This is a genomic window from Pseudomonas guangdongensis, assembly GCF_900105885.1.
GTDB lineage: Bacteria > Pseudomonadota > Gammaproteobacteria > Pseudomonadales > Pseudomonadaceae > Geopseudomonas > Geopseudomonas guangdongensis.
Map to the genome: position 1 here is coordinate 2,807,846 of NZ_LT629780.1, position 22,965 is coordinate 2,830,810.

At 66.6% G+C, this 22,965-nt stretch carries 20 protein-coding genes; 4 read left to right on the plus strand and 16 right to left on the minus strand.

Features of this window, described 5'->3' with window-relative positions; all coding sequences use genetic code 11:
- Positions 1–2: 2 nt before the first annotated feature.
- Positions 3–962 (minus strand): OB-fold domain-containing protein, encoded by a 960-nt coding sequence (locus BLU22_RS13090; protein ID WP_394327554.1) that lies wholly within the window; start codon positions 960–962, stop codon positions 3–5.
- Positions 963–1,033: 71 nt separating this feature from the next.
- The gene (locus BLU22_RS13095; RefSeq protein ID WP_090215336.1) at positions 1,034–1,819 is read right to left on the minus strand and encodes an SDR family oxidoreductase; all 786 of its coding nucleotides are present in this window, start codon (positions 1,817–1,819) and stop codon (positions 1,034–1,036) included.
- A 143-nt stretch (positions 1,820–1,962) separates the two neighbouring features.
- On the opposite strand from BLU22_RS13095, the gene BLU22_RS13100 reads away from it, so the two are divergent.
- Together BLU22_RS13100 and BLU22_RS13105 are read left to right on the plus strand one after the other, a co-directional pair.
- A complete protein-coding gene (locus tag BLU22_RS13100; RefSeq protein WP_090215338.1) occupies positions 1,963–2,748 on the plus strand; it encodes an enoyl-CoA hydratase in 786 nt (261 codons plus the stop codon).
- A gap of 144 nt (positions 2,749–2,892) precedes the next feature.
- A complete protein-coding gene (locus BLU22_RS13105) occupies positions 2,893–3,645 on the plus strand; it encodes an SDR family NAD(P)-dependent oxidoreductase (protein ID WP_090215341.1) in 753 nt (250 codons plus the stop codon).
- Between the two features lie 43 nt (positions 3,646–3,688).
- Here BLU22_RS13105 and BLU22_RS13110 read toward each other — a convergent pair whose 3' ends face one another.
- The 8 genes from BLU22_RS13110 to BLU22_RS13145 all read right to left on the minus strand — a co-directional run bounded on the left by BLU22_RS13110 (position 3,689) and on the right by BLU22_RS13145 (position 13,470).
- Complete coding sequence (locus BLU22_RS13110; protein WP_090215342.1) at positions 3,689–3,919, minus strand: hypothetical protein; 231 nt, start codon at positions 3,917–3,919, stop codon at positions 3,689–3,691.
- 181 nt (positions 3,920–4,100) lie between these two features.
- Entirely contained in the window at positions 4,101–5,549 is a 1,449-nt protein-coding gene (locus tag BLU22_RS13115) for a SulP family inorganic anion transporter (RefSeq protein ID WP_090215345.1), read from the minus strand.
- A 133-nt stretch (positions 5,550–5,682) separates the two neighbouring features.
- A complete protein-coding gene (locus BLU22_RS13120; protein ID WP_090215348.1) occupies positions 5,683–6,846 on the minus strand; it encodes a helix-turn-helix transcriptional regulator in 1,164 nt (387 codons plus the stop codon).
- A complete protein-coding gene (locus tag BLU22_RS13125) occupies positions 6,846–8,219 on the minus strand; it encodes a DUF1329 domain-containing protein (RefSeq protein ID WP_090215350.1) in 1,374 nt (457 codons plus the stop codon). The genes BLU22_RS13120 and BLU22_RS13125 overlap by 1 nt, the downstream gene beginning before the upstream one ends.
- Positions 8,220–8,235: 16 nt before the next feature.
- The gene (locus BLU22_RS13130; protein WP_090215353.1) at positions 8,236–9,897 is read right to left on the minus strand and encodes a DUF1302 domain-containing protein; all 1,662 of its coding nucleotides are present in this window, start codon (positions 9,895–9,897) and stop codon (positions 8,236–8,238) included.
- 319 nt (positions 9,898–10,216) lie between these two features.
- Positions 10,217–11,119: a VOC family protein gene (locus tag BLU22_RS13135; RefSeq protein ID WP_090215357.1), complete on the minus strand. Its 903-nt coding sequence runs from the start codon at positions 11,117–11,119 to the stop codon at positions 10,217–10,219.
- A gap of 57 nt (positions 11,120–11,176) precedes the next feature.
- Complete coding sequence (locus BLU22_RS13140; RefSeq protein ID WP_090215359.1) at positions 11,177–12,253, minus strand: Rieske 2Fe-2S domain-containing protein; 1,077 nt, start codon at positions 12,251–12,253, stop codon at positions 11,177–11,179.
- Between the two features lie 17 nt (positions 12,254–12,270).
- Positions 12,271–13,470, minus strand: coding sequence for an acyl-CoA dehydrogenase family protein (locus tag BLU22_RS13145; RefSeq protein ID WP_231975247.1), 1,200 nt, complete (start codon positions 13,468–13,470; stop codon positions 12,271–12,273).
- 388 nt (positions 13,471–13,858) lie between these two features.
- On the opposite strand from BLU22_RS13145, the gene BLU22_RS13150 reads away from it, so the two are divergent.
- The gene (locus BLU22_RS13150; RefSeq protein ID WP_090211663.1) at positions 13,859–14,896 is read left to right on the plus strand and encodes an IS630 family transposase; all 1,038 of its coding nucleotides are present in this window, start codon (positions 13,859–13,861) and stop codon (positions 14,894–14,896) included.
- Between the two features lie 86 nt (positions 14,897–14,982).
- Positions 14,983–17,466, plus strand: coding sequence for a DEAD/DEAH box helicase family protein (locus BLU22_RS13155; RefSeq protein ID WP_090215361.1), 2,484 nt, complete (start codon positions 14,983–14,985; stop codon positions 17,464–17,466).
- Between the two features lie 110 nt (positions 17,467–17,576).
- On the opposite strand, the gene BLU22_RS13160 is transcribed toward BLU22_RS13155, so the two are convergent.
- From BLU22_RS13160 to BLU22_RS13185, 6 genes are all read right to left on the minus strand, one after another.
- Complete coding sequence (locus BLU22_RS13160; RefSeq protein WP_090215364.1) at positions 17,577–17,870, minus strand: HNH endonuclease family protein; 294 nt, start codon at positions 17,868–17,870, stop codon at positions 17,577–17,579.
- A 28-nt stretch (positions 17,871–17,898) separates the two neighbouring features.
- The gene (locus tag BLU22_RS13165) at positions 17,899–19,176 is read right to left on the minus strand and encodes a type II toxin-antitoxin system HipA family toxin (protein ID WP_090215367.1); all 1,278 of its coding nucleotides are present in this window, start codon (positions 19,174–19,176) and stop codon (positions 17,899–17,901) included.
- Positions 19,166–19,414: a type II toxin-antitoxin system Y4mF family antitoxin gene (locus BLU22_RS13170; RefSeq protein ID WP_090216469.1), complete on the minus strand. Its 249-nt coding sequence runs from the start codon at positions 19,412–19,414 to the stop codon at positions 19,166–19,168. Before BLU22_RS13170 ends, BLU22_RS13165 begins: the two co-directional genes overlap by 11 nt.
- 113 nt (positions 19,415–19,527) lie before the next feature.
- A complete protein-coding gene (locus BLU22_RS13175; RefSeq protein ID WP_090216472.1) occupies positions 19,528–21,141 on the minus strand; it encodes a FadD3 family acyl-CoA ligase in 1,614 nt (537 codons plus the stop codon).
- Between the two features lie 16 nt (positions 21,142–21,157).
- Positions 21,158–22,186 carry a ferredoxin--NADP reductase gene (locus BLU22_RS13180; protein WP_090215369.1) on the minus strand — a complete coding sequence of 343 codons (1,029 nt, stop codon included), beginning with the start codon at positions 22,184–22,186 and terminating at the stop codon, positions 21,158–21,160.
- A gap of 2 nt (positions 22,187–22,188) precedes the next feature.
- Positions 22,189–22,959: an SDR family oxidoreductase gene (locus tag BLU22_RS13185; RefSeq protein ID WP_090215371.1), complete on the minus strand. Its 771-nt coding sequence runs from the start codon at positions 22,957–22,959 to the stop codon at positions 22,189–22,191.
- Between the last annotated feature and the right edge of the window lie 6 nt (positions 22,960–22,965).

Consider the following 22,965-nt stretch of genomic DNA (forward strand, 5'->3'; position numbering starts at 1 on the left):
CCTCACTGCGCCACCGGCCGGAACAGCGGCAGGGTCAGCTCATCGTCAAAGGTGTGGAACTCGACCTGCACGGCCTGGCCGATGGCCAGCTCGTCGCGCTGGACGCCGACCAGCCTGGCGATCAGGCGCACGCCCTCCTCCAGCTCGATCAGGCCGATGGGGTTGGGGTAGTCGAAGGGGGGGACTTCCGGGTAGTGCATGACCACGAAGGAGTAGAGGCTGCCCTTGCCGCTGGCCTGCACGCTGTCCCAGTCGAAGGAGTGGCACTTGGCGCACACCGGCGCCGGCGGATGGCGCAGGGTGTTGCAGGCGCTGCAGCGCTGGATCAGCAGCTTGCCCTCGGCGCAGCCTTCCCAGAAGAAGCGGGTGTCGTCGCTGATGCCGGGCTTGGGCCGCTTGAACTTCGGCAGCGCCGGCGCGCCCTCGCCTTCGGCGGCCGCCTTGACCGGATTGGCCGGGCGGAACTTGAACACGCGGAACAGCAGCTGGCCGACCGGCTCGTCGCCCTCGGGCTTCTCGGAGAAGAAACTCATCACCAGGGTGACGAAGTAGCCGGTGCCCAGCGCGGTGGTCTTCTCCTCGCCCACCGCGTCGAGGCGGGTGGTGTAGTAGAGCTTCTCGCCGAGGGTCACGTAGCGCTCGAAGCTCAGGTCGGAGTTGACCGCCACCACCGAGGCGAAGCCGTTGGCCTCCAGCAGCTTGAGCACCTCGTAGGGGTTCTCGTCGGTGGAGCCCGGCGCGTAGTTGTTCTGGTGCAGGCCCTCCAGGCACCAGGCCTGCAGCATGGCCGGCGGCGCGACGATGCCGCCGTACTCGCTGCCGGCGGCATAGTCGGCATCGGTGTAGAGCGGATTGTCGACGCCCATCACCTCGCACCACTGGCGGATCATCGGCGCGTTGACCGCGTCCCAGGCGTAGACGCGACCGTACTCGCGTCCCACCATGGCCCGCACGGCGGGCATGAATTCTTGTTCAGCCAAGATCGTCTCCTCGGTATTGAGGGCGGCCCGCGCGGCGGGCGCGCCGGCTTCGCTCATTGATGGGCGGAATTGGCTGCCGCCTGGAAGGCGGGACGCTCCCCGCCCCCGTGCAGCAGGAGGTTGCAGCCGCTGGCGTAGCCGGCCAGCGGCGAGGCGATGTACAGGCAGGCGTTGCCGATGTCCTCGGGGGTGGCCATGCGCCCGGCCGGGATGGTGGCGCCGACCGCGGCGATACCCGCCGCGTCGCCGTAGTGCAGGTGCGCCTGCTCGGTCTGCACCAGCCCCGGACTGACGGTGACCACGCGCACCTTCGGCGCCCACTCCACCGCCAGCGAGCTGACCAGCGCCAGCACCCCGGCCTTGGCCGCGCCGTAGGCGGCGGTGCCCGGCGAGGGACGCAGGGCGCTGATGCTGCCGACGAAGACGATCACCCCGCCCTCTGCCTGACGCTGCATCAGCCGGTTGGCGTGCTGGGCGACGTTGAGCGGGGCGATCAGGTTGAGACGGATGATGCTTTCGTGAAACCGCGGCGAGGCCTCGTCGGCCAGGGCGAAGGGGCTGCCGCCGGCGTTGTTGACCAGCACGTCGAGACGCCCGCAGCGTTCCTCTATCGCGGCGAACAGGGCCGCCAGCGAATCGGCGTCGCGCACGTCGGCGGGGAGGAATTCGGCCTGACGGCCATCGGCCTCCGGCAGCGCCTCGGGGGCGTTGCGTCCGCAGACCAGCACGCGGGCGCCGGCCTCGATGAAGCACTGCGCGATGCCAGCGCCGACGCCCTTGGTGCCGCCGGTGACCAGCACCACCTTGCCGGTGAAATCCAGGCTGTTGTGATTAGCCATTGCACGCTCCTTTTTCCTGCATGGAACGCACTCTAGGGGCAGGCCCGCGCCGCTCTCGTCGTCTAAACGGACGATGAGTGAAGCGCCCGGCGGCGCGAACAATCGGGGCATCCCCTTACCGCCTGCCACAAGCGAGGTCGTGCATGGCCGACGACAACCTTCCCTCCGTGCTGCTCGACTTTCCCGCCGAGGGCGTGGCGCGCCTGCGCCTGAACCGCCCGCAGGCCACCAACGCCCTGAGCCTGGAGCTGCAGGCGCGGCTCTCGCGCCACTTCGCCGAGCTGGGCGAGGACCCGGCGGTGCGCTGCATCGTCCTCACCGGCGGCGAGAAGGTGTTCGCCGCCGGCGGCGACATCACCAGCATGGCCGGGGTCGGGCCCATCGATATCTACCAGCGCCACACCGAGCGGGTCTGGGCGCCGATCCAGCACTGCCCCAAGCCTGTGATCGCCGCGGTGTGCGGCTACGCCTACGGCGGCGGCTGCGAGCTGGCGATGCACGCCGACATCATCGTCGCCGGCCACGGCGCGAAGTTCTGCCAGCCGGAAATCCGCATCGGCATCATGCCCGGCATCGGCGGCACCCAGCGCCTGGTGCGCGCGGTGGGCAAGGCCAAGGCGATGCGCATGGCGCTGACCGGCGCGCCGATCAGCGCCGAGGAAGCCTGGGTGGCCGGGCTGGTCAGCGAGCTGGTCGCCGACGCCCAGGTGCAGGAGCGCGCCCTGGAGATGGCCCGCGGCATCGCCGCCATGCCGCCGCTGGCCGCCGAGCAGATCAAGGAGGTGATCCTCGCCGGCATGGACGCCTCCCTGGAGGCGGCGCTGGCCCTGGAGCGCAAGGCCAACGCCCTGCTGTTCGCCTCCCACGACCAGAAGGAAGGCATGCAGGCGTTCATCGACAAGCGCCCGCCGCGCTTCGAGGGCCGCTGAGCCGCCGCCCGCCCCATACCCGTCCCCGCAGGCCCGCTCCGGCGCGCGCATCGCGCGCCCGGCGGCCAGCCGGCGGGAGCCAGAGCGGCCAGCCTGACGGCCGCATTCTTGGCGCAGCAGCGCCAGCGCAAGGAGTACGCACGCATGAATCCACCGCTGTTTTCCCTCGAAGGCCAGACCGCCCTGGTCACCGGCGCCGGTCGCGGCATGGGCCTGGGCATCGCCGAAACCCTCGCCCGCCTCGGCGCCACCGTGGCGGTCAACGACTTCTATCCCGAACGCGCCGAGGAAGCGGTCGCCGGCCTGACCGCCCAGGGCCTGGCGGCCTTCGCCGCGCCGGCCGACGTCGGCGACTACGCCCAGGTGCAGGAGATGGTCGCCGGCATCCGCGCGCGCACCGGACGCCTGGACGTCTACGTGTCCAACGCCGGCGTGCCGGTGAGCGGCATGGGCTACGCGCGCTTTCTCGAATCCACGCCCGAGGACTGGGAGCGCTTCGTCCGCCTCAACATGTACGGGCTGATGAACGGCTGCCACGCCGTGCTGCCGGGGATGATCGAGCAGGGCTACGGCCGGGTGATCGCCATCACCTCGGAGTCCTGGCGCGCCGGCGTGCCCATGGGCATCGCCGCCTACGCCGCGTCCAAGGCCGGGGTGGTCGGCTTCGTCCGCCAGCTGGCCGCCGAGATGGGCCGCAAGGGCATAACGGTCAACGCCCTGTCGCTGGGCACCATGAACAACTGGGACTCCGAGGAGATGGCCAAGAAGTCCTGCTTCGTGCCGCGCGCCGGCTCCCCCGCCGACGTCGGCGCCGGCGTCGCCTACCTCGCCTCGCGCGAGGCCAGCTGGGTCACCGGCCAGGTCCACGCCCTCAACGGCGGCAGCCTGACCGCCTGAGCGGGGCGCCACAGACCTCCCCGGCCGCGCCGGGGAGGTCCGCTCAGCAGGCCAGCGGCCGGCCCTGCGCCGACAGGCGCATCACGTAGCCGAGCTTGACCAGCGACGGGCCGAGGATGGTCAGCATGTGCGCGCCGACCACCAGCCCCAGGCCGATGGCCTCGTCGAAGCAATAGGCGCCGAGCACGCCGACGATCAGGATCGCCATGCCGGCCAGCAACAGGCCGTTGGCCAGGGTGCGGGCTTTGCCGGGGGACTCGAGCATGCCAGCCATATCGAGTACCTCCATAACGCGTTCACAGGGTGCGAACAGCGTTTCAGGAACCGTGCCAGGCCAGCGCGCCCTTGCGGATCAATACCCTACGAGCGCACTCGGAAAAAGGCAGTCGAATCGACACGCCAGTTTGCGGTCATCGCGACTACGCGGCGAGTCGGAATGACTCGCCTCCGCGCACTCATTCGGCCTGGGCCACCCCGGCGCGCTTGAGCAGCTGCTTGCAGCGCTCGGAGAGGTGCAGCACGCGCAGGTGCTTGCCGGCGCAGGCGTAGCGCTCGCGCAGGGTCTTCAGCGCGGCGATGGCCGAGTAGTCGACGAAGCTCAGGTGGCGGCAATCGAGGACCACCTGATCGGGATCGCCGGCCGGGTCGAACTGGTTGAGGAAGGTCGTGGTGGAGGCGAAGAACAGCGTGCCGTGCAGGCGGTAGAGCTTGCTGCCATCGGCCTGCAGATGGCTGTCGGCGTACAGCTCGCGGGCCTGCTGCCAGGCGAAGTTGAGCGCGGCGATGACGATGCCGCACAGCACCGCGGTGGCCAGGTCGGTGAACACGGTGATCACCGTCACCGCGAAGATCACCAGCGCATCGTTGCGCGGCACCTTGCCGAGCACCCGCAGCGAGGCCCAGGCGAAGGTCTGCTGGGCGACCACGAACATCACCCCGACCAGCGCGGCCAGCGGGATGCGCTCGATCAGCGGGGCGAGGAACAGCACGAACAGCAGGATCATCACCCCGGCGACCACCCCGGACAGCCGGCCGCGACCGCCGGAGCCGAGATTGATCATGGTCTGGCCGATCATCGCGCAGCCGCCCATGCCGCCGAACAGCCCGGAGGCCAGGTTGGCCGCGCCGAGGGCGGTGCATTCGCGGTCGGGATAGCCGCGGCTGCCGGTGATCTCGTCGGTGAGGTTGAGGGTCAGCAGGGTTTCCAGCAGGCCGACCAGGGCCATCAGGATCGCGTAGGGGGCGATGATCCCCAGGGTCTGCAGGGTCCACGGCACGTCCGGCAGGGCGAAGACCGGCAGGCCGCCGGCGATGTTGGCCATGTCGCCGAGGGTGCGGGTCGGCAGGTCGAGCAGCCAGACCGCCACGCCGACGCCGAGGATCGCCACCAGCGCCGGCGGCACCGCGCGGGTCAGGCGCGGCAGCAGGTAGACGATGGCCATGGTCGCTGCCACCAGCCCGAGCATCAGGGTCAGCGAATTGCCGCCCAGCCACGCCTCGCCGTCCTTGAAGTGCTCCAGCTGGGACAGGGCGATGACGATCGCCAGGCCGTTGACGAAGCCGAGCATCACCGGATGCGGCACCATGCGGATCAGCTTGCCGAGGCGCAGCAGGCCGAAGGCGACCATGATCAAGCCGCCGAGCAGCACGGTGGCCAGCAGGTACTGCGCGCCGTGCTGCACCACCAGGGCGACGATGACCACCGCCATCGAGCCGGCGGCGCCGGAAACCATGCCTGGCCGGCCGCCGAACAGCGCGGTCAGGGTGCAGATGATGAAGGCGCCGTAGAGGCCCATCAGCGGGTTGAGCTGGGCGACCAGGGCGAAGGCGATGCACTCGGGCACCAGGGCGAAGGAGGTGGTGAGTCCGGCCAGGACATCGGCGCGCAGACGGGCTGGTTTCATGGGGTTCCTGCGATCTGGACCGGCGCGAGCGGCCGGCGGGATGGGAAAAACGGCTGCGGATGTTACGGAATCGACCCCGCCCCGACCACCCCGGCCGTCCTCCCGGCCACGCGCGGCACAGCCGCGCGCGCCCTCAGTCCAGCGCCACCACGCTGCACAGCAGCAGTTGCACCAGGGCGGTCTGGCGCTTCACACCGGTCTTGGCGAACACCGCGCGCAGGTGGGTGCGCGCGGTGTTGCGGCTGATCCCCAGCCGGGTCGCCGCCTCCTCCAGGGTCAGCCCCTCGCCAAGCAGCACGGCCAGCGCGGCCTCGGCCGGGGTGAGGCGGTAGAGCTGGCGCAGCAGCGGTTCGGACGGCTGCGCCGGGCGGGTGGTGTCGCGCAGGATCAGCTCGACGGCGGCCGTCCGCCCGGCTTCGGCGCTGGAGCCCAGCGGGATGCTGCGCACCAGCACGCTGAGGCCGCCGCGCTGGCCGCCGCGGTCGAGGGCGATGGCCTCGGCCAGAGCGCTGCCGCTGCGCCCGGCGGCGGCCTGCTTGATCAGCCGCCACAGGCGGCGGTCGTCGCGCGGGGCGACGGCTTCGAGCAGGCCGTTGTGCAGTTGCAGGCTGTCGCGCTCGGCGAGGATGGCCTCGGCCACCCGGTTGATCCGGCAGATTCCGCCGTGCTCGTCGAGCAGGATCGAGCCGATGCCGATGCGCTCCAGGGTGCCGACGTACAGCCGGCAGGCGCTCTCCACCCGGTCGATATGGGCGTACAGGCGCAACGCGCGGCGCAGGTGCGGCAGCAGCAGGCCGCACAGCGCCCGCTCGGTCTCGCTGAACGGCCCGCCCTCGGGCGGGCGGCTCAGGCGCAGGCGGAACTCGCGCTCGCGGCCGTCGTCGCTGCGGATGTCGGCGCCCATCATGTAGCGCACCTGCAGCGGTTCGAGGAAATCGCGGTAGATCACGCTGCCCAGCCACTCGTCTTCGTCGATCAGCTCTTCGAGCATCACCACCGCATCGCGCGGCAGGTTGACGAACGGATCGACCGCGTACAGCGAGCTGCTGTAGAGGGCGTGGATGTGCGGCCGCGCCTCGCCGGCGAACACCACCAGGCCGCGATCCTCGGCGCTGGGCAGGCGGATGGTCAGCGAGGCGTAGTTGGCCGCGAAGCGCCGGCGCAGGGCGTCGAGCAGGCCGCTCCAGGGCGGGTCTTCGAGCAGGCCGTCGTAGACCCGCCCGATCAGCTCCTGCAGCTCGGCATAGCCGGTGCCCGCGGCGAGGCAAGGGGCGCACGCGCCCCCCGCCTCCGCCATCACAGCCCGCCTCGCCGGGCGGCCTCCGGCCCGAACATCGCCGGGCGGAAGTTCGGCACGTTCAGCTTGAAGCCCTTGGGCTGCTCGTTGATCAGGTTGAACGCCAGGTAGGTGTTCTCCAGCAGGTCGTGGTACAGGCCGACACCGGCCTGCGGCGTCTGGGTCTCGTAGGCGTAGAAGAAGTTGAGCATCGAGGTACGCCACAGCTCGCCGCGACTGTCGTAGTTATCGGCGACGATGGGGAACCAGGTGTCCTCGTCGATGTACAGGCGACGCTTGCCGTACAGGTGGCGGTAGTCGCTCTTCAGGGTGCCTTCCAGCACCCAGACGCGGTGCTTCTCGTAGCGCATGTGGGTCGGGTCGATGTGCCCCGGCTTGAGCAGGTCGGCGTACTTCAGCTCCGGCGAGTGGATGCGATAGGCGTTGTAGGGGATGTACAGCTCCTTCTTCTCGACGATCTTCCAGTCGTAGCGCTGGCCGGAGCCGTTGAACAGGCGCACCTCGTCCACGGTGATCGAACCGCCGCTGCCGGGGAACGCCATGTCGAAGCCGTAGCCGGGGGCCTGACGCACGCGGCGGGTGCCCGGATCGTAGCGCCAGCTCTGGCGCGGCTCGGTCTTGTCGTTCCAGAACTCCATGCCGGTGTTCACCTCGCCCTTGTCGCGCAGCGGCAGCAGGGTCTGGTTGAGGTAGAAGGACGACTGGCCCTGGGTATCGCCGATGCGCCCCGGCTCCAGGTGCGGCGCCAGGTTCTTCGAGTGCACGCGGCCCCAGTTGATCTTGCCGTCGCGCAGCACGTAGGCGTTGTCCGAGATGTATTCCTCGGTCCACGGGCGCACGGTGAACAGCGAGGCGTTCTTCAGCAGCTCCAGACCATTCTTCGGCATCGGGAACGGCGTGCCGCCGGTCTTGGCCACCACGCCCTCGCCGTCGTCGGTCAGGCGGGCGTAGCCGACGTTGGCCTTGGTCGCCTGGCACACGCTGTCGTTGAAGCGGAAGTCGCGGTGCGAGGGATAGACCGGCATGCGGAAGGTATCGGGATACAGCCGGAACAGCGCCTTCATGCCGTCGGTGAGGTGCTGCTCGTGCTCGGCCATGTTGGCCGCGGTGATGACGAACAGCGGCTTCTCGTCGGCGTAGGGATCGAGCGGGTGGTTGCCGGTGCCCTGGAAGTTCACGTGCGGCGGCGCGCCCAGCCACTTGCCGGAAAACGCCGGAATGCTGCCGTCGGCGTTGCCGGCGCGCTCGGCGCCCATGCAGGTGTGGGTGCTGCTGTCCAGCAGGGCCGCGTCATCGGTCTTGGCCAGCGCCGGCGTGGCGAGCGCGAACAGCGCGCCGCAGGCGAGCGCTCTGGCGAGTTGCGAGTGTTTCATGGGTCCCTCCCCCTTCTTAATAGGTGTACTTGGCGTTCAGCGACACGTAGTCGCGATCGGCCAGGGTGCGGCCGTTGGCGATGTCCGCCGAGCCGAGGTAGCCGACGTAGGTCAGGCCGACCTGGAAGTTGCCCAGGTACTTGAAGTCGCCGCCGACGGTGATGCGCTTCTCGTCGCGGCCCAGGCCCGAGTAGGCGCTGCCGGCGACGTTCTGGTTCCAGAACACCTTGGTGGTCAGGTCCCAGCCGCTGAACAGCCCCGGATAGTCGAAGGTCGCGCCGACGCCGAGCAGCGTGCTGCCGCGGGTCTGGCCGTCGTACTCGAAGTCGTCGAAGGCGCCGTTCTCGCCCGGCAGGCCGCCGCTGACATGCAGGGTGTCGACGCTGTCGATGCGCTGGTGCACCAGCTCGCCCATCAGCGTGGTCTGCTGGGCGAAGGCGCTCGGGCCGAGCATGTACACGGCGTTGAGGTTGGCCTGGATCAGGTTGCCGCGGGTCGGCGCGCCGTTGGACAGGTACACCGCGGCGTCCTCGCGGTAGCTCAGATCGCTGCCGATCTGCACCGCATCGCCGAGCTTGGTGCTCAGGCTCACCCCGGTCAGGGCGATGTCGTCGAAGTAGCCGAGCTGGTAGGCCGGCGCGTTGCCCGCCCCGGTGCCACGGCCGACGCCGGCCAGCGAGGAGTAACGGGTGTTGCCGGTGAAGTCGAAGAACAGCGCCGCCACCCGGTCGTGGTAGCGGTAGTGGTAGAGGCCGACCTCGGTGTCCTGGCTCAGCTGGTAGCGCAGGCCCAGACCCCACTGGCCGTCGTCGCCCGGCTTGACCTCGCCGGCGTAGTTGACCACCCGGAAGCTCTGGTCCGGCAGGCTGCCGATCACCCCTGGCGCCAGGCGGAAGAACTGCGCGCCGGGGCCGAAGTAGTCGCTGCCGAAGAAGTCGCCCACCGGGTTGAGCAGGGTCTCCTCCCACTCGTACTGCCAGAAGCCCACCAGGGTCAGGTCGTCGGTCAGCGAGAAGGACGCCGACACCTGGCCGACCGGCAGGTAGGCGTCCTTGGCCTCGGTGCCCGGCACGTTGAACTTGGTGGCGTCCACCGGCGCCTGGCCCTGGCTGATGTTCGGCCAGAACAGGCTCTCGCCCCAGGCCACCAGATGGCGGCCGGCCTTCACCGACAGATAGCGGCCGTCCAGCTCCCAGTTGCCGAACACGAAGGCGTCCAGCAGGCGGAACTCGCCGCCGCTGCGCTCGCGGGTCTTGTCGGTGAAATGATCGTGACTGCCGACCTTGTTGACCGTCAGCGGCGAGTCGTTGTCGTTGCCGCCGCGGTAAGCCGCATCGTAGAAGTGGCTGGCGCGCAGCATGGCGCCGAGGTTGTCGTGGCGCAGCAACATCTCGCCGAACAGGCTGACGCGGTTGGTGATCAGCGCGCCGCGGTCGAAGTTGCGCGTGCCGTCGTCGAGGTTGAGATCGTTCAGATACGCGTCGGCGGGCTTCTCGGTGCGCATCGAGGCGGTGTAGTTGACCGTCAGCGACGATTCGAGGGTGGTCGACTCGCCCAGTTCGAGGGTCGGCAGGGCGCTCGCCGCGCCGCTGCCCAACGTCACCGCCACGGCGAGCAACTCGCGCAGGTACGGCGGCTGGCCGGTGCGCCGGCCTTCCTTTCTTGCTGCCTTGGACATGCTGTCTCCTGATTCTTGTTGTTCTGGCATCACAGGCCCGCAGCGGCGTCCGCCGCGCAGGCAGGTCCACGCCCCGCCGCGCGGACAACCGGCACGGCGGGGACGGGAACAGTGTGGGAAGGCGCGAGCGGGCGGACATCATCCGTTTGAGGGAGATTCGGGCAGTCCGGCAGCGGGAATCGCGCGGGCGCCCCGGCACGGCGGCTGTAACCCCGGAAGCCGGGCACAGGAGCGCCCGGAGAGGCGGCAATACCCGCAAGCGGCGCCTCGCCGCACGACGCCGCCTTGCCGTCACACCGCGAGCGGCGGCGAGACTTGTCTACCCGGCCGGCGCGTTGAAGCCCACGCCGAAGTCATGGCCCCACACGCTCACCTCGCTGGCCTCAAAGACGCTGTGCCGCGTCCAGTCGAGGACCAGGCCGCCGAAGCCGTACTCGATGGCGAAGCCCGAGGGGGTGTCCATATAAAAGGAGGTCATGCGGTCGTTGACGTGCTGGCCGAGGGTGGCCATCAGCTTGACGCCCGCGCGCTGCATGCGGTCGTGGGCGCGGCCGACTTCCACCAGGTTCTCCACCTCCACCATCAGGTGCACGCAGCCGCTGGGCACCGGCCCGCCGAACAGCGCCAGGCTGTGGTGGCGGCCGTTGTTGCAGTGCAGGAAGTAGATGGGGATGGCCGGGGCGTCCGGCGCCGGCTGGAAGCGGTGGATGTCGGACAGGCCGAAGCCCATCACATCGCGCAGGAAGGCCCAGGTTTCATCGAAGTTCGACGCCGGCAGCACGGTGTGGCCCATGCCCAGCTCGCCGGTGACGAAGCCCGGCACGCCGGCCGGCGAGACGAAGCGGCGAAAGTCCGAGCGCACGCCCCATACCAGCTCGTGCAGGTTGCCGGACGGGTCGCGCAGGCTGGCCAGGCCGTTGACCCGGCGCACCGCGCACAGCTCGGCGCAGCCGCGCTCGAACGGCACCCCGGCGCGCTCCAGTTCCGCGCAGGCCTGCTCGAAGGCTTCCTCGCCCGCCAGCTCCCAACCGCTGGCCACGTAACGGTCGGCCGGCCCGCCGGAGACGAACAGGCGGAACGGCCGCTCGTCCATCTTGATATAGAGGTCGCCCAGCGGCCCCTCCTCCACCATCATGCCCAGCACGTCCTCGGCCTGCCGGCGCCAGGCGGCCAGGTCGCGGCTCGACGCCACCACGTAGGCCAGTCCACGAATGTCCATCATCGGATTCTCCTCGTCGCGGCGCCGGGCGCGTCGCCACGCCCGGCGCACTGCTCGCAATCAGCCCCTCAGGTGGCGCAGTTCCGGCTTCACGCCGACGTAGTCCATGTCGATCTCGTGCTCGTAGCGACGGGTCGACTCCTCGGGCGCCTCGTTGACCGGCAGGAAGAACTGCTCGTACCACTTGCGCGCGTGGTAGAGGTTGCCGTCGCTCTCGCAGAGCATCGGGTTGCCGATGCGCAGCTTGTTGTCCCAGATCGCCACGTCGGTGCCCAGGGCGATCTGCTGCAGCTCGGTCCACTCGGCGATCAGTTGCTGGTTCTCGGCCTTGCTCAGCCCCGGAATGTGCCTGGTGGCCACGCCGAAGTGCAGGGTGAAGCTGTGATGGTCGATGGCGGTGTTGCCGACGATGTAGATGGTCTCCATGTAGTGGCCCTTGTACGGTCCCTTCAGCGACACCAGCAGCACGCCCGGCCCGTAGTAGGTGGCGTAGGTGATCACCGCCTCGCCCGCGCTCATGATCCGCGAGCCGGAGATCTGCACCTGGGTGGCCTTGTGGTCCTCGAACAGGTTGGCGAAGAACAGCGATGGCGACTGGTGCGTCTCGTCGAAGTGCCCCATGTCGACGATGTTGTCCACCAGCTCGCGGCTGTTGGCGTTGATCACCCACTCCGCCCAGCGCATCTCGCTGTACTCCGGCGAATACAGCTCCTCCAGGCGCGGGATCTCCTGGCCCTCGATCGGCGGGTTGCCGTCCGGGTCGTGCCAGATGAACAGCGCCTCGTTCAGCTCGGCGGTGGCCCAGCGGCCCACCCGCGCCTTCGGCGGCACGCGCTTGCAGTAGGGAATGCTCACCGCCTTGCCCTCGCGGTCGAACTGCCAGCCGTGGAACGGGCAGACCACGTTGTCGCCCTCCAGGCGGCCATGGCTGAGGTCGCCGCCCATGTGCGGGCACCAGGCGTCGAGCACCTGCAGCGCGCCGTCGGAGGTCTGGAACACCACCAGGCGGTAGCCGAAGGCGTTCACCGTATGCGGCTTGCCGTCCTTGTACTTCTGCGCCGAGCCCAGGCAGTGCCAGCCGCGGGCGTAACGCTCGGGGATCGGGTCGGCGATGATCTTTGCGCGATTCATGGACATGGTCGGGTCTCCTGGGCTCAGAGGAAGCTGTCGGTGGTGGTCTGGTCGGTGAGGGCGATGAAGCCGAAGGCGCGGCCGAACAGGTCGACGTTGTTGGCGATGTGCGCGCGGCCGGTGAACACGTCGAGGAAGATCCGCGTCAGCGGATAGCTGCGGTAGGTGCCGGCAGCGCCGCAGCAGCGCAGCAGCTCGTTGATGTGGTGGGCGCACTCGTTGGCCACCTGGGCGAGCTGGTAGCGCTGGCGCAGCCGCTCGTTGACCGGCGCCGCCTCGCCGCGCTCGGCGTAGCTCATCTGCACGTCGTAGTGGCGCTTGCGGTTCTCCACCATCTGCTCGTGGGCGACCACCGCGCGGGCGTAGGCCAGCTGCGCGTTGGGATCGTCCACCGTGCGCATGCCGACGTTCTTGCTGATGCCCTGCTTGGCGTAGTCCTTGAAGTGCTGGATGGCCGCCGCCAGGCCGCCGAGGCAGGCGTTGGACACCGCCGGGATGAACATCTGGGCGAACGGCACCCGGTACAGCGGCGCACTGTTGAGTTCACGACCGGGGTTGGCCGCGTCGTCATGCTGCTGGGTGGCGTGGGTGCGGTGCAGCGGCACGAAGGCGTCCTCGACCACGATGTCGTGGCTGCCGGTGCCACGCAGGCCGATCACGTCCCAGTTGCGCTCGATGCGGTAGTCGCTCTTCGGCACCAGGAAGGTGCGGTAGCTGTTGCCCTTGCCGACGCCCGGGGTCAGGTTGCCGCCGAGGAACACCCACGCGCAGTGCTCGCAGCCGGTGGAGAAGCCCCAGCGCCCGCTGATGCGGTAGCCGCCCTCCACTTCCGTGACCCTGGCCACCGGCATGTAGGTCGAGGCGATCAGCGTCGAGGCGTCCTCGCCCCACACCTCCTGCTGCGCCTGTTCGGGGAACAGCGCCAGCTGCCACGGATGCACCGCCACCACGCCGTACATCCAGGCGGTGGACATGCAGCCCTCGGCCAGCGTCTGCTGGATCTCGGCGAACACCTTGGGCCCGAACTCGAAGCCGCCATGACGTTTCGGCTGCATGACGCGGAACAGCTGCGCCTCCTGCAGCGCGGCGATCACATCAATGGCCACCTTCAGCTCGGCCTCGGCCTGCGCGGCACGCTCGGCCAGCAGCGGCACCAGCGCCCGCGCGCGGGCCACCAGCTCCTCGGGGGAAATTCTTGTTGTTTGCTCCATCGACTCACCCATGGTCGTGCGGGAAGAAGTCGCGGGCCGCCAGCGTTCGTGCGGCGGCTCGCCCTGTGTGACACGGGACGGATTCTTTGACTGGGGCCGGGTGGCGACATCATCCGAATGGAGTAGCCGCGCGGGTAGTGGGGGTTTTGTTGATCTGGAGCAAGGATTGGCAGGGGGATAGCCGAAGCACACGGCATGGTGATCTGGGACAAAGCCTGAAGCTTTGATCAATGCGCGAGGTGAACCAAAGCGAGAGAGACTTGAGTAAGCGCGGCCATCGCACCTATCTGCGACGGCTAGAAGGTTGCAGGCTCCGAGCTGCTCGATGAGATGGCTGGAAGTAAGTGTGCCCGAGATATTAATCCGGCAATACAATAGGGCATAATCAGCGTTTTTCACCATGACCAGCGACGCACGAAGCCTCAGCCCCTTGGAACAGCGCGAAAAACGCGCTATCGCCCTACGCATGCGCGAGCAGGGGTATACCTACAGAGCCATCGGCGAAGCCGTTGGCGTTCATCTGCGCACGGTGGCGCATTGGGTCGCGATCGCGGAGCACCAGGGCAAAGAGGCCGCGATCGAAGGTGGCCAGCGCGGATCGCTGCCGGGGGAGCGACGCAGCCTGTCCTCCGAGCAGGAGTCACTGATTCGCACCCTGTTGCTCGACACCATGCCGGATCAGTTGAAGCTGGACTTCGCGCTCTGGACGCGTGATGCGGTGCGCGCCCTGATCGCCCTGCACTGCGGCTTTCAGATGCCTATCCGGACAGTCGGTGAATACCTCAAGCGTTGGGGCTATACCCCACAACGCCCGTTGAAGCGCGCCTACCAGCAGAAGCCCGAGGCGATAAAGCGCTGGCTGGAAACCGAGTATCCGAAGATCGAGCAGCGCGCCAAGGCCGAGGGCGGCGAGATCCACTGGGGCGATGAAACCGGCCTGCGCAGCGACAGTCATGCAGGGCGCAGCTACGCCCCGGCAGGGCGGACGCCCGTACGCGAAGTCAGCGGAAGCCGCTTTGCCACGAACATGATTTCGACGGTGACCAACCGGGGCAAGCTGCGCTTCATGCTGTACCGGGAAACCATGACAGCGGTCGTGCTGATCCGCTTCCTGGGGCGACTGATCCGGGATACCAGCGGGCGCAAGGTCTTCCTGGTCTTGGACAACCTGCGCGTGCACCACAGCAAGAAGGTCAAAGCCTGGCTGGAGGGGCGGCGCGAACGGATTGAGGTGTTCTTTCTGCCCGCCTACGCCCCCGAGCTCAACCCGGACGAATACCTGAATGGCGATCTCAAGCATCAGGTGCGCAGCGGGCCAAGTTTGAAAAGTCGGGATGCGTTGGAAGGCCGAGTCCGCTCGGTCATGCGGCGCCTTCAATCAAAGCCCGAGCGGATTCGTTCCTACTTCCGACATCCCAAAATCGCGTATGCAGCATGATTTGGGGTATTGGGTTGCCGGATTAATAGTACGATGAAGATCCAGCCTGCGCATACAATAGCGCTTACGTCGAATAGCGAGGGACCATGTTCGATTTCACCAGCCTCACCACAAAAATCAACTCTGAAGCACCCGATACACTAGAGGAGCTTTTCAGCCAACTTGACAGGAAGGCCACTCATATCACACTTCGTCCTGCGCAAACTTCAGCCTTAGCAAAACTTGATGAGCAGCGAGATAAGCGGGATATAGTTATCAAGCTAAGCACTGGCTCAGGAAAAACCGTTGTCGGGTTGGTGTATGCTGAAATGATGAGGCGCCGCTTTAAAGGCGAGCCAGTCTTGTATTTGTGCCCAACAAACCAACTTGTTGATCAAGTTATTCAATCAGCACAAGCCATTGGCGTACAGGCTGGGGCTTTCCCTAGCAATGGGCTACCATACAGCGCGCTTGCCGGAGAATCCGTACTAGTTTGCACCTACGACAAGTTATTTAACTCTAGAAACGTCTTCGAAACCAATACCATCAGACCATCCTGTATCGTTTTGGATGATGTCCATGCCGGCATCAATCGAGTCAGAGGCTGCTTCACAGCAAAAGTACCTGATCAATGCTTCGATCAATTCAGATCGATGTTGCAGCCTCTCTGCGAGGCTACAGATCCTGCGACTTGGCGAGGGATTCAGAGTCACTCGCAAGATTTTCGCTACGAGGTTCCATATTGGGTCTGGGACAACATTCACGGCGAAGCGGCAAAGATTCTCGAACAACACAAGGACGATCGAGAACTGCGATTTTGCTGGAATAACATCAGTCGCTATCTAGAGCTGGCGCGAGTATGTATCTCTGGAACCGGGGCTGAAATTACGCTCCCGTTAGCAGCCGTAGAAGAGAATGCGGCATATTGCTCAGCCAAGCATCGCCTTTTCATGTCCGCAAGCATCAAGGATGGCTCATCCTTTATTGCTGATCTTGATTGCGATCCCGAGGCCTTTAAGCGCGTCATCGAACCCTTGGAGGACGAGGGCGCCGGTGAGCGCATGATGCTTGCCACTTCGCTCATCAGCCCCGAGGCCGAAAAAAAAGATATCGCAGAAGTATGCAAAAATCTGTCGCTCTCAGTGAACGTGGTTGTCCTAACCAGCTCAACTTCCCAAGCAAAAATCTGGGTAGACTCAGGGGCAACCCTAGCGAAAGCCCAAGATTTTGACTCCGCCCTGGAAGAGTTGAAAACATCAGTAGGAAACTATGTTGTTTTCCCACAGCGATTTGATGGCGTCGATCTTCCTGACGATGCATGTAGGGTTTTAGTCATCGATGGCGTGCCCACTGGAGATAGGCTCAGCGACAAAATCGACGCTGCGCGACAGAAGGACTCCCCTGAGTACGACGTAAACACAGTCAACCGATTTGAGCAGGCACTTGGAAGAGCCGTGCGTTCAAGCGCGGACTTTGCAGCAGTTTTCTTGGTCGGAACTGATATTGCCGCTTTTATCGGAAAGCGCTCAGTCAGAGACCTTCTTGAATCTCGAACACTTGTACAAGTTGATCTCGGGAGAGACCTTACAAAGCTTACTCCGGGCACTACCCTTCCCGCTGCCCTCAAGGGGATGGTTCAAGCGCTCATCGGCAGAGATAATGGATGGAAAGACACTCACCGCAAGCGTGTTAAGGCTGCCCAGCGCGTCACGAGGCAAGGAGGGGTTTTAACAGTTCATGAGTTGCTCGCAACCGCCGTACGATCTAGTTGGGTCTTTGCAAAAGCACGAAACTTTCAAGCTGCAGTGCCCATTCTACGCGAGGCAATCAACAACCCCAACATCCATAAAGTTCAAAAAGCAGAGCTACTCTACAGAATTGCATCCTATCTTCACCAATTTGACTCCACGGCCTCCGCAGATGCTTATCGAGCAGCTTTCAATATAAACTCTGACTTCCCACGCCCACAAAAAATAGCTGATAAAAAATTCGCAAAACTCTCTGACCAAGCCGTAGCCGTACGCGACTACTTTGTTCGATTTGCTCAGCCAAATGCTGCCTTAGCACGTCTAGATCAAATAGCAGCAAAGCTAAGCTTCGCTCTAGACGCAGAAGTCATAGAACAAGGATTGCTTGAGCTTGGCGAAGCATTAGGCGCCACTGCGACGCGACCAGAAAAAGAGACCGGCCGCGGCCCAGACGACCTTTGGCTATTTGATGATATCGGTTTTTGCCTAGAGGCGAAAAGCGAGAACAAAACATCAATTCACAAGACCGACGCAGCACAGTTAACACTTAGCCTGCAATGGTGCAATGACAACGTCATGATGCCAGAAAAGGGGTTCATCCCCATTTTTGTCTCGAACACTTCAGTTGCTGACCGGGCTGAGGACATATCCTTTGGTCCAAGCCTACTGACTGAGCAGATTCTATTTGATCTCATAGTGAGACTAAAAAAAGTCGTCCTGTGCCTTAGCTTTGATGGCCCGCTGTTCTCAGATCCTGCTGCAATTATGAAAGCGCTCAACGCTGAAGGACTAGCAGGCCGGCAGATTGCAACAAAATTAGGAAAACTGAGTAGCCCCCACTAACCTGCTTCCCCTTACAGGTAGGTACCTGTAAGGGGAATTAGACCTAAAAAGTCAGCCGCCCGGTCTCACGATCCGATATGCCAGGCTCGCGGGATGGGCGGAGGAGCGGATTAAGACGCTTCCGAAGCCCCCACCGGATACCGCCACACCCCACAAGCCACCTCCGCCAGCACCTCTCCCCTGGCCAGAATCTCCCGCTCCGCCCAATCCTCCAGCTCATGCAGCTCGCGGCTCAGCCCCGGCTGGCTGTACCTGAGCAGCTCCGCCTTCTTCACTTCCCACGGCGAGCGCGACAGCGCCGGGTTGAGGCTGCCGGCGAGCAGGGTCAGGTTGCCCAGGGTGTGCTTGAGGCGGTCGCGCTGTTCGGCGAAAGCCTGACCTGCACGGCTTTCGGCAGCAGCCAGTGGTCATCCCAGTTCTGGCCCGCGCTCATCAGGCTGAATCATCGCCTTCTTCTGTGAGGCGTCGGATAGTCAGTCCCGCGCGTTGTTCGATCAGGGTGGCAATCTGTTCGATCAGTGGCTCTCGCGCAAACATGGGCGTCGCCTGCAAGGTGCGCGCAGCCTTGGGTAGCGCCTGCGCCATGCCGAGGATTCGCTTGCGGGTCTGGGCGCGTGCCAGTCCGGCGGCCTCGGCGAATTGCTCCCAGTGCCGGAGCCGGACCTCGCTGAACTTGTACTTGCTGCCCAGCTTCATCGCCATCTTCGGGGTGAGGCTCGGGTAGATGGCGGTCGACAGTACGTCGTAGAGCGGGGCCAGGGTCGGTGCCGCTCTGGATGAGGGGGAGGCGAACAGCAGCGAGAAGTTCTTGGCATGCGCATCGTGGTTGCCGACCAGGGCGTTGAACACCACATAGTCCAGCAGACGCAGCACCTGGGGGGCGCTGGGACGGGTAACGCGCCGCAGCAGATCGAAGCAGGCTTTCAGGTCGGGGCCGCCCTCGTTCTGATACTTCATCTCCGGCACCACGCCGAGCGCCTGGCAGAGATCCTCCTGATGCAGACGTACCGGGTTGCCTTGTGCATCGCGCTGGCGGTCATAGCGCGCGACCAGCAGGAAGCGGCGGTCGCCAGCCTGATGAATCCGCGCTTCGGCGCTTGGCAACTTCATCGCCTGGGCCAGAGCGAGGCAGAAGCCTTCGTTGAGCACCGTATTCTCGAGTGCGTGAATCGGCGGCTTGAGAATATGCGTGCTGGGCTGTCCTCCCAGAGGCAAGCCGATGCGCTGCCCGTCGAACACCACCGGCAGCTTGTCCTGAGCGCCGGCGAGCGACAGGCGCAGGCCGTCCTGACCGGCCAGCATCGGGCGACGGGGCAGCTCGTCGAGGATCGCGGATAGTCGTTGATCGTCCAGCCACGACACCTCGCCCGCGCCGGCGACCTGCGGGACCGCATCCTTCGGCAGCAGCGTGACGGCCCCGGCGCACTCGCCGCCGATGGCATCCAGCAGGGCGAAATCGTTCTGCCCAGATACCTGGAAGCGTTGGGCGATCAAGCGCCGCAGATGGCCTTCCGGTAACAGCCCGGCGAAGAACGGCCGGGTACGAATGTCATCGAAGGGGGCGGCCTGCAGCGGCAAGGAGCCCGACAGCGCTACCGCGTCGGGGTTCGCCAGCCAGTTGGGGTGATACGCAAAGCTCAGGCGACCATCGTTCAGCGACAAGCTGCCGACCTGCTCGGCGAACAGCCAGACGGCGAGTTCATGCGCCATGACGAGTGGTCTCCGCTGGAGCACCCGCAAGCCCGTCCAGCCGGACCCGGCCACCCAGGGCATCGATCACGCGGAGCACCTGCTCCAGCCGCACCGTGGGCTTGCCGGCCTCCAGATCGACCACGAAGCGCACGCCCACCCCGGCGGCCAGGGCCAGATCGGCTTGCGTCAGGCCCAGTTGCTTGCGTGCGGCTCTCAGGGCCGCGCCGAGTGCTTGCGTGGAGTCGATAGGAATCATGGCGTTCTCGAATAATTTCCCGTTCGGGAAATTATTCGCCTGAAACCGCACTGACGCAAGCCAATATTCCTGATCGGGAATATTACGTGTACTTCGGCAACTGTATGGGTGAATTATTCCCGAGCGGGAATCACCGCTCCCCGCAATTCCCCCTTCACCACCTTGTTCGACGCATTCACTGGCAGCGCCTCGAAGAAGCGCACCAGCCTCGGCACCTTGTAGTTGGCCATGCGCTGGCGCGACCAGGCGATCAGCCCGGGCTCGTCGAGCTCTTGCCCCGGGCGTAGCACCACGCAGGCGCAGCCGACCTCGCCCATGCGCTCGTCGGGCACGCCGATGACCGCGACCTGGGCGATGGCCGGGTGTTCGAGCAGGCCGGCCTCGATCTCCGCCGGGTAGCAGTTGAAGCCGCCGACGATGAACATGTCCTTGAGGCGGTCGGTGATGCGCAGGTAGCCGCGCGCGTCGAGGGTGCCGACGTCGCCGGTGTGCAGCCAGCCCTCGGCGTCGATGGTCTCGGCGGTGGCCTGCGGGTTCTCGAAGTAGCCCTGCATGACGTGGAAGCCGCGCAGGCACACCTCGCCCGCCGCGCCCGCCGGCAGCGGGCGGTTTTCGCCGTCGACCACGCGCACCTCGGTGCCGGGGATGGCACGGCCGCAGGTGGTGGCCACCGTCTCGGCGTCGTCGGCCGGGTCGCAGATGGTCGCCAGGCCGCCGCACTCGGTCAGTCCGTAGGCGGTGGTGACCACCGCGAAGCCCAGTTCGCGGCGCATGCGCTCGACCAGCACCGGCGGGATGGTCGCCGCGCCGGTGACGGCGATGCGCAGGCTGGACAGGTCGCTTTCTGCCAGCTTGGGGTGGGCGAGCATCGACAGGTACAGGGTCGGCGGGCCGGGCAGCACGGTGATGCGGTCGCGCTCGATGCGCTGGAACACCGCCTCGGCGTCGAACACCGGGTGCGGCAGGATGGTCGCGCCGCCGAGCAGGCAGGTCAGCCAGCCGGCCTTGTAGCCGAAGGCATGGAAGAACGGGTTGACGATCAGGTAGCGGTCGCCGGGGCGCAGGCCGATGACCTGCACGTATTCGGCGAAGGCGCGCAGGTTCTGGCCGTGGGCGCTCATCACGCCCTTGGGCTTGCCGGTGGTGCCGGAGGTGAACAGCAGGTCGGACAGGTCGTCCGGGCGCACGGTCAGGGCGCGCGCCTGGGCCTCGTCCATGTCGACCGCCTCGCCGGCGGCAAGAAAGCCCTGCCAGCTCAGGTCGCCATGGTCGGAGGGCGCCTCGCAGGGCAGCACCACCACGCGCTGCAGGCAGTCCGGGCGGTGGGGTTCGAGCATCGCCGGGTAGTCGACGCCGAGGAACTGGCCAACGCAGAACAGCAGGCGGGTGCCGCTGCGTTCGAGGATGTCGGCGGCCTCGTTGCCCTTCATCCGCGTGTTGATCGGCACCAGGGTGGCGCCGGCGCAGTGGATGCCCAGCGCGGCCAGCACCCAGTCGTAGCGGTTCGGGCCCCACACGGCGACGCGGTCGCCGGGCTGGATGCCCTCGGCGATCAGCGCGCGGCTCACCGCGAGCACCCGCTCGGGCAGTTCGGCGTAGTCGATGCGCACCTCGCCGTCGGCCAGGGCGCAGCGCCCGGCGTGGCGGCGCGCGGCCGCGAACACCAGGGCGGGAATGGTCGGCGGCACGCCCTCGGCGGCCGGGGTGGTCAGCGGAATATCGGTCATCTCGGCCATCCGTATCTCAGTCGGGGAAGCGCACGCGCACGTGCGCGCTGGTGGCCACGGCCTGGCAGGCCAGGGTCCAGCCTTCGTTCAGCTCCTGCTGGTCGAGGGCCTCGTTGCGCAGCAGCTCGACCTCGCCCTGCTCCACCGTGCACATGCACGAGGCGCAAGCGCCGACCAGGCAGGAGTGCGGCGCGCGCACCCCGGCGCGGCGCATGGCGTCGAGCAGGGTCTCGCCCGGTTCGCAGTCGAGGGCGTGCTCGGCGCCGTCGAGTCTGACCTCCAGACGCGCGGCCACTGCCGCCTCGCTGACCACTGCCTCGCCCTGCTCGCCCTCGCCGGGCAGCGAGACGAAGCGCTCGACGTGGACCTTGGCGGCCGGCACGTCGAGGCCGTGCAGCGCGGTCACCGCGGCGTCCATGAACGGGCCGGGGCCGCAGATGAAGGCCTCGGCGTGCCTGAACGGCCGCGCCAGTTCGGCGAGCTGCTCGACGGCGGGGATGCCCTGCACCGAATCCAGCCAGTGGATCACCTGCAGGCGGCGCGGGTGGGCGGCGGCCAGGGCCTTCAGCTCGTCGCGGAAGATCACCGAGGCCTCGTCGCGGTTGGCGTAGATCAGCAGCACGCGGCCTTGGCCTGCGTGCAGCACCGAGCGCAGGATCGACAGCACCGGGGTGACGCCGCTGCCGCCGCCGAACAGCAGGAAGTCGCCGTCCAGGCTGCGCGGCACGAACACCCCGGCCGGCGCCATCACCTCGATGGCATCGCCGGCCTTGGGCACGTCGCACAGCCAGTTGGAGGCGCGGCCGTCCTTGACGCGCTTGACGGTGACGCGCAGCGGCTCGTCGAGCAGCGGCGTGCTGGACAGCGAGTAGCAGCGCGGCAGCCAGCTGCCCTCAAAGGGGATGCGCAGGGTGAGGAACTGCCCCGGCTTGTACTTGAACTGCGCGGCCAGCGCGGCCGGCACCTCGAACACCAGCGAGCGGGCGTCGGCGGTTTCCTCGATGACCTGCGCCACGCGCAGGGAGATGTATTCGGGACTGTTCATGCTCAGATACTCATGACGAACTGGCCGCTGTCGATGCGCAGTTCCATGCCGTTGATGGCGCGCGACTCGTCGCTGGCCAGGTACAGGGCGGCGGCAGCGACGTCCTCGGGCAGGCACATGCGGTTCATCGGGTCGCTGTCGATGGTGAACTTCGCCGGGTCGATGCCCGGCGGGTAGCTGGCGACGGTCATCGGCGTCAGCACGCCGTCGGGGTGCAGCGAGTTGCAGCGGATGCGGTATTTCTGCCGGCGGCAGTGGGCCGCCACGGCGCGATTGAGGGCGGCCACCGCGCCCTTGGAGGCGCCGTAGGCGGCGTAGTCGTCGCGCCCGGCCAGGGCGGCGATGGAGGAAACGTTGACGATCGAGCCGCCGCTGTCCTTCATCAGCGCCACGGCCATGCGGCAGCCGAGGAAGGCGCTATCGGAATTGACCCGCAGCAGCCTGTGCCAGTCGTCGAGGCTGGCGTCCTCGATGCTGCCCTTGAGCAGGATGCCGGCGTTGTTGACCAGCACGTCGAGGCGGCCGTAGCGCTCACGCACGAAGTCGGCGACCGCGTTCCAGTCGGCCTCGCTGGCGGCGTCGTGGCGGACGAAGCTGGCCGCGCCGCCCCGCTCTGCATTCAGTTGGTCGGCCAGCGCCTGCCCGGCGTCGGCGTTGAGGTCGCTGATCAGCACCTTGGCGCCCTCGCCCACCAGCGCCTGCACGATGGCGCGGCCGATGCCGCTGGCGCCGCCGGTGACCAGGGCGATCTTGTCCTGTACCCGTCCTGTCATGTTCGT

Coding starts and splice junctions, on each gene's coding strand:
- BLU22_RS13150 (WP_090211663.1), top strand. CDS start 13,859: ATGACCAGCGACGCACGAAGCCTCAGCCCCTTGGAACAGCGCGAAAAA.
- BLU22_RS13140 (WP_090215359.1), bottom strand. CDS start 12,253: ATGTCCATGAATCGCGCAAAGATCATCGCCGACCCGATCCCCGAGCGT.
- BLU22_RS13145 (WP_231975247.1), bottom strand. CDS start 13,470: ATGGGTGAGTCGATGGAGCAAACAACAAGAATTTCCCCCGAGGAGCTG.
- BLU22_RS13100 (WP_090215338.1), top strand. CDS start 1,963: ATGGCCGACGACAACCTTCCCTCCGTGCTGCTCGACTTTCCCGCCGAG.
- BLU22_RS13125 (WP_090215350.1), bottom strand. CDS start 8,219: ATGAAACACTCGCAACTCGCCAGAGCGCTCGCCTGCGGCGCGCTGTTC.
- BLU22_RS13165 (WP_090215367.1), bottom strand. CDS start 19,176: ATGGCGCATGAACTCGCCGTCTGGCTGTTCGCCGAGCAGGTCGGCAGC.
- BLU22_RS13110 (WP_090215342.1), bottom strand. CDS start 3,919: ATGGCTGGCATGCTCGAGTCCCCCGGCAAAGCCCGCACCCTGGCCAAC.
- BLU22_RS13155 (WP_090215361.1), top strand. CDS start 14,983: ATGTTCGATTTCACCAGCCTCACCACAAAAATCAACTCTGAAGCACCC.
- BLU22_RS13175 (WP_090216472.1), bottom strand. CDS start 21,141: ATGACCGATATTCCGCTGACCACCCCGGCCGCCGAGGGCGTGCCGCCG.
- BLU22_RS13120 (WP_090215348.1), bottom strand. CDS start 6,846: ATGGCGGAGGCGGGGGGCGCGTGCGCCCCTTGCCTCGCCGCGGGCACC.
- BLU22_RS13185 (WP_090215371.1), bottom strand. CDS start 22,959: ATGACAGGACGGGTACAGGACAAGATCGCCCTGGTCACCGGCGGCGCC.
- BLU22_RS13180 (WP_090215369.1), bottom strand. CDS start 22,186: ATGAACAGTCCCGAATACATCTCCCTGCGCGTGGCGCAGGTCATCGAG.
- BLU22_RS13105 (WP_090215341.1), top strand. CDS start 2,893: ATGAATCCACCGCTGTTTTCCCTCGAAGGCCAGACCGCCCTGGTCACC.
- BLU22_RS13135 (WP_090215357.1), bottom strand. CDS start 11,119: ATGATGGACATTCGTGGACTGGCCTACGTGGTGGCGTCGAGCCGCGAC.
- BLU22_RS13115 (WP_090215345.1), bottom strand. CDS start 5,549: ATGAAACCAGCCCGTCTGCGCGCCGATGTCCTGGCCGGACTCACCACC.
- BLU22_RS13095 (WP_090215336.1), bottom strand. CDS start 1,819: ATGGCTAATCACAACAGCCTGGATTTCACCGGCAAGGTGGTGCTGGTC.
- BLU22_RS13090 (WP_394327554.1), bottom strand. CDS start 962: ATGCCCGCCGTGCGGGCCATGGTGGGACGCGAGTACGGTCGCGTCTAC.
- BLU22_RS13130 (WP_090215353.1), bottom strand. CDS start 9,897: ATGTCCAAGGCAGCAAGAAAGGAAGGCCGGCGCACCGGCCAGCCGCCG.
- BLU22_RS13170 (WP_090216469.1), bottom strand. CDS start 19,414: ATGATTCCTATCGACTCCACGCAAGCACTCGGCGCGGCCCTGAGAGCC.